The sequence below is a fragment of the Roseateles sp. P5_B10 genome (genome assembly GCF_056400485.1).
On sequence record NZ_JBFULE010000540.1, the window covers coordinates 1 to 3,668 of the forward strand.

General features: G+C 68.2%; 4 protein-coding genes. All 4 read right to left on the reverse strand.

The genetic code is table 11. The annotated features are described in order from the left end of the window. On the reverse strand, positions 1-707 hold a 707-nt coding region (locus AC1DU6_RS23455; protein ID WP_477859984.1), incomplete at its 3' end, for an NAD(P)-dependent alcohol dehydrogenase. A gap of 23 nt (positions 708-730) precedes the next feature. Further along, complete coding sequence (locus AC1DU6_RS23460; protein WP_056201393.1) at positions 731-1,576, reverse strand: CE1 family esterase; 846 nt, start codon at positions 1,574-1,576, stop codon at positions 731-733. Positions 1,577-1,592: 16 nt separating this feature from the next. Then, positions 1,593-2,051 (reverse strand): GNAT family N-acetyltransferase, encoded by a 459-nt coding sequence (locus AC1DU6_RS23465; RefSeq protein ID WP_457325365.1) that lies wholly within the window; start codon positions 2,049-2,051, stop codon positions 1,593-1,595. Between the two features lie 38 nt (positions 2,052-2,089). After that, positions 2,090-3,628, reverse strand: a complete 1,539-nt coding sequence (locus tag AC1DU6_RS23470; protein ID WP_457325366.1) for a fumarate hydratase — start codon at positions 3,626-3,628, stop codon at positions 2,090-2,092. Positions 3,629-3,668: the final 40 nt, after the last annotated feature.

Consider the following 3,668-nt stretch of genomic DNA (forward strand, 5'->3'; position numbering starts at 1 on the left):
GTGATGAGCAGGAAGTCCAGGCTGCCGGCGGCGGCTTTCAGCTCGGCCTTGTCGACGCTGGACAGCGTCTTGTGCGCGCCCAGTGCGAGGGCTTCGTCGCGCTTGGAGGGCGACGACGTGAAGGCCGTGACCTCGCAGCCCCAGGCACGTGCGAACTTGACGGCCAGGTGACCCAGGCCGCCGATGCCGACGACGCCGACGCGGTCGGTCGGCTTGATGGCATGCAGTACAAAGGGCAGGAAGACCGTGCCACCGCCGCACATCAGTGGGCCCGCCGCGACCGGGTCCAGCGCATCGGGCAGGGGCACGGCCCAACTCCAGTGGGCGCGCAGCCGGTCCGCGAAGCCGCCATGGCGGCCGATCAGCGTCGGCTGGCGCTTGCCGCACAGATGCTGCTCGCCGCCAAGGCAGAAATTGCAATGCGTGCAGCTGCTGGCATGCCAGCCCACACCGACGCGCTGGCCGATCTGCCGGCCCTTGGCATGGGCGCCCAGGGCCGTGACGCGGCCAATGACCTCGTGGCCGGGCACCACGGGGTAGGCGGCCGGGAACCACTCGCTGTCGATCATGGCCAGGTCGGAGTGGCAGATGCCGCAGTGCTCGACGGTGACTTCGACGTCCTCGTCGCCCAGCGGGCCGGGGTCGTAGTCGAAGGGTTGCAGGGCGCCGCCGGGGGCGAGGGCGGCGTAGGCGCGGATGTTGGACATGCGGGTCTCCTGTTGTGTGGGGCCTACTGGAGCGGGTGAGCCTTGAAGAACTGCCAGATCGTGTCGGTTGCATCGACCTCGGTATGGGGCCAGATGTGGCCCATGCCGTCGATGCGCAGCAGCCTGACCTCTGAGTTGCCCGTGCAGCCCGCGTAGCGGATGGTCTGGAGCGCTCCGGGCTGGGCGTCCTGGACGAGTTTGGGCTGGCAACGGTTGTGGGCGGCCCATCCGGCCAGGGCCTCCGGCACGCTTTCCACCCACTCGGGGCCGCGGTCGGCATGACCTTCGTAGGAGTTGGTCGAGTCCGCCAGGCCGTGCACGGTCAGCACCGGCACGGCGCGGCCCGCGCAGGGGCCGAACCAGCGCAGCCCGCCGACCGGTGCGATGGCTGCGATGCGGTGGTTCAGGCGGCAGCCGAGCAGAGAGGACATGCGCCCGCCGCCTGAGAAGCCGGTCGAATAGACCCGCTTCGGGTCGATGCAGACCTGGGCGGCAATGTGGTCGATGACATCGGACACGTACTGCACATCGTCGGCGCGGGTGCTGGCCACCGGCACATTCCAGCGCGAGTCTTCCGCCTGCAGTGTGGCGACAGCGAAGCCCTCTCGCGCCGCCAGTGTCTCGAAGCCGCTTTCCCTGGCGCGCCCCGCGGTCTTGCCGCCCGTGCCGTGCAGGTCGAAGACCAGCGGGAGCTGGCTGCGGCCCGCGACGGCAGGCGGCACGAAGAGTCGATAAGTCCGCGTGCGGCCACCCGAGGTCAGCTCGCGCATCTCGCCGGCGACCGGCGTCAGGGCGCAGGTCTGTGCCCTGGCGGGCGGCGAGAGGGTGTACAGCGCCAGCAGGACGGCGGCGACGAAAAACAGGCGCACTTGAAGTCCTCCGAGGTCAGGCGACGTCTTGGGCGTAGACGATGAAGCCCATGTGATGCGCAACCTTGTCGTACAGCGCGCGGCCCGTGGCGTTGGTGGTGTGCGTCTGCCAGTAGACGCGCTTGATGCCCGCCTCGCGGGCCGCCGCATACACGGCCTCGATCAGGGCGCGGCCCACGCCGCGGCCACGCGCCTCAGGTGTCGTGAACAGGTCCTGCAGATAGCAGGTCAGCTCGACGCGCGTCGTGCTGCGGTGATAGAGGTAGTGCACGAGGCCGAGCAGCTGGCCGCTTTCATCTTCGGCGACCAGTGCATGAACCGGTTCGGTGGCGTCGAAGAAGCGCGCCCAGGTGGTCTCGGTGACCTCAGCGGGCAGTGCGGTCTCGCCGGCACGGCCGTAGAAGGCGTTGTAGCCGTCCCAGAGGGGCTGCCAGGCGGCGCGGTCGGTGGGCTGGAGGGGGCGGACTTGGGTCATATCGGGTGGTCAAGGTTGACCACCCGATTGTGTAGGCGTCAGGCCGAGGCGACCGGGATGCCGACGGCCTTGCCCGAGGCGATACGCTGCTTCCACTCCGCCGGGCCGGTGATGTGGGCGCTGGTGCCGGTGGCGTCGACCGCCACGGTGACGGGCATGTCCACCACGTCGAACTCGTAGATGGCTTCCATGCCGAGGTCCTCGAAGCCGACGACCTTGGCGCCCTTGATCGCTTTGCTGACCAGGTAGGCCGAACCGCCGACCGCCATCAGGTAGGCGCTCTTGTGGTTCTTGATGGACTCGATGGCGACCGGCCCGCGTTCGGCCTTGCCGACCATGGCGATCAGGCCGGTCTTGGCCAGCATCATGTCGGTGAACTTGTCCATGCGCGTGGCGGTCGTCGGGCCGGCCGGGCCCACCACCTCGTCTCGCACCGGGTCCACGGGGCCGACGTAGTAGATGGCGCGGTTGGTGAAGTCCACCGGCAGCGGCTCACCCTTGGCCAGCATGTCCTGGATGCGCTTGTGGGCGGCGTCGCGGCCGGTCAGCATCTTGCCGTTCAGCAGCAGCGTCTCGCCGGCCTTCCAGGTGGCGACGATGTCCGGCGTCAGCGTGTTCAGGTCGACGCGCCGGCTCTTGTTGTAGTCGGGCGCCCAGTTCACGTCGGGCCACAGGTCCAGGCTGGGCGGCTCGAGGTAGCTCGGGCCGCTGCCATCCAGCACGAAGTGGGCGTGGCGCGTGGCCGCGCAGTTCGGGATCATGGCGATGGGCTTGCTGGCTGCATGCGTCGGGAAGGTCTTGATCTTCACGTCCAGCACGGTCGTCAGGCCGCCCAGGCCCTGCGCGCCGATGCCCAAGGCGTTGACCTTCTCGTACAGCTCGATGCGCATCTCTTCGAGCTTGTTCTGCGGGCCGCGCTGCAGCAGCTCGTACATGTCGATGTCTTCCATCAGCGCCTGCTTGGCCAGCAAGGCGGCCTTCTCGGCCGTGCCGCCGACGCCGATGCCCAGCATGCCGGGCGGGCACCAGCCGGCGCCCATGGTCGGCACGGTCTTCAGCACCCAGTCGACGATGTCGTCGCTGGGGTTGAGCATGTAGACCTTGCTCTTGTTCTCACTGCCACCGCCCTTGGCCGCGACGATGACGTCCACGGTGTTGCCGGGCACCAGCTCCATCTGCACAACGGCGGGCGTGTTGTCCTTCGTGTTTTTGCGCGCAAATATGGGGTCATCCAGCACGCTGGCGCGCAGCTTGTTGTCCGGGTTGAGGTAACCCTGGCGCACGCCTTCATTGATGGCGTCCTCGATGCTGCCGGCAAAGCCTTCCCAGCGCACGTCCATGCCGATCTTCAGGAAGACATTGACGATGCCGGTGTCCTGGCAGATCGGGCGGCGGCCTTCCGCGCACATGCGGCTGTTGGTGAGGATCTGCGCGATGGCGTCCTTGGCGGCGGGCGAGGCCTCGCTCTCGTAGGCGCGGGCCAGGTGGGCGATGTAGTCGGCCGGGTGGTAGTAGCTGATGTACTGCAGGGCGGCAGCAACGCTGTCGATGAGGTCTTGCTGGCGGATCGTGGTCATTTGGAGGGCAGACAAGCTTGGGGGCGGGCGGAATTATCGG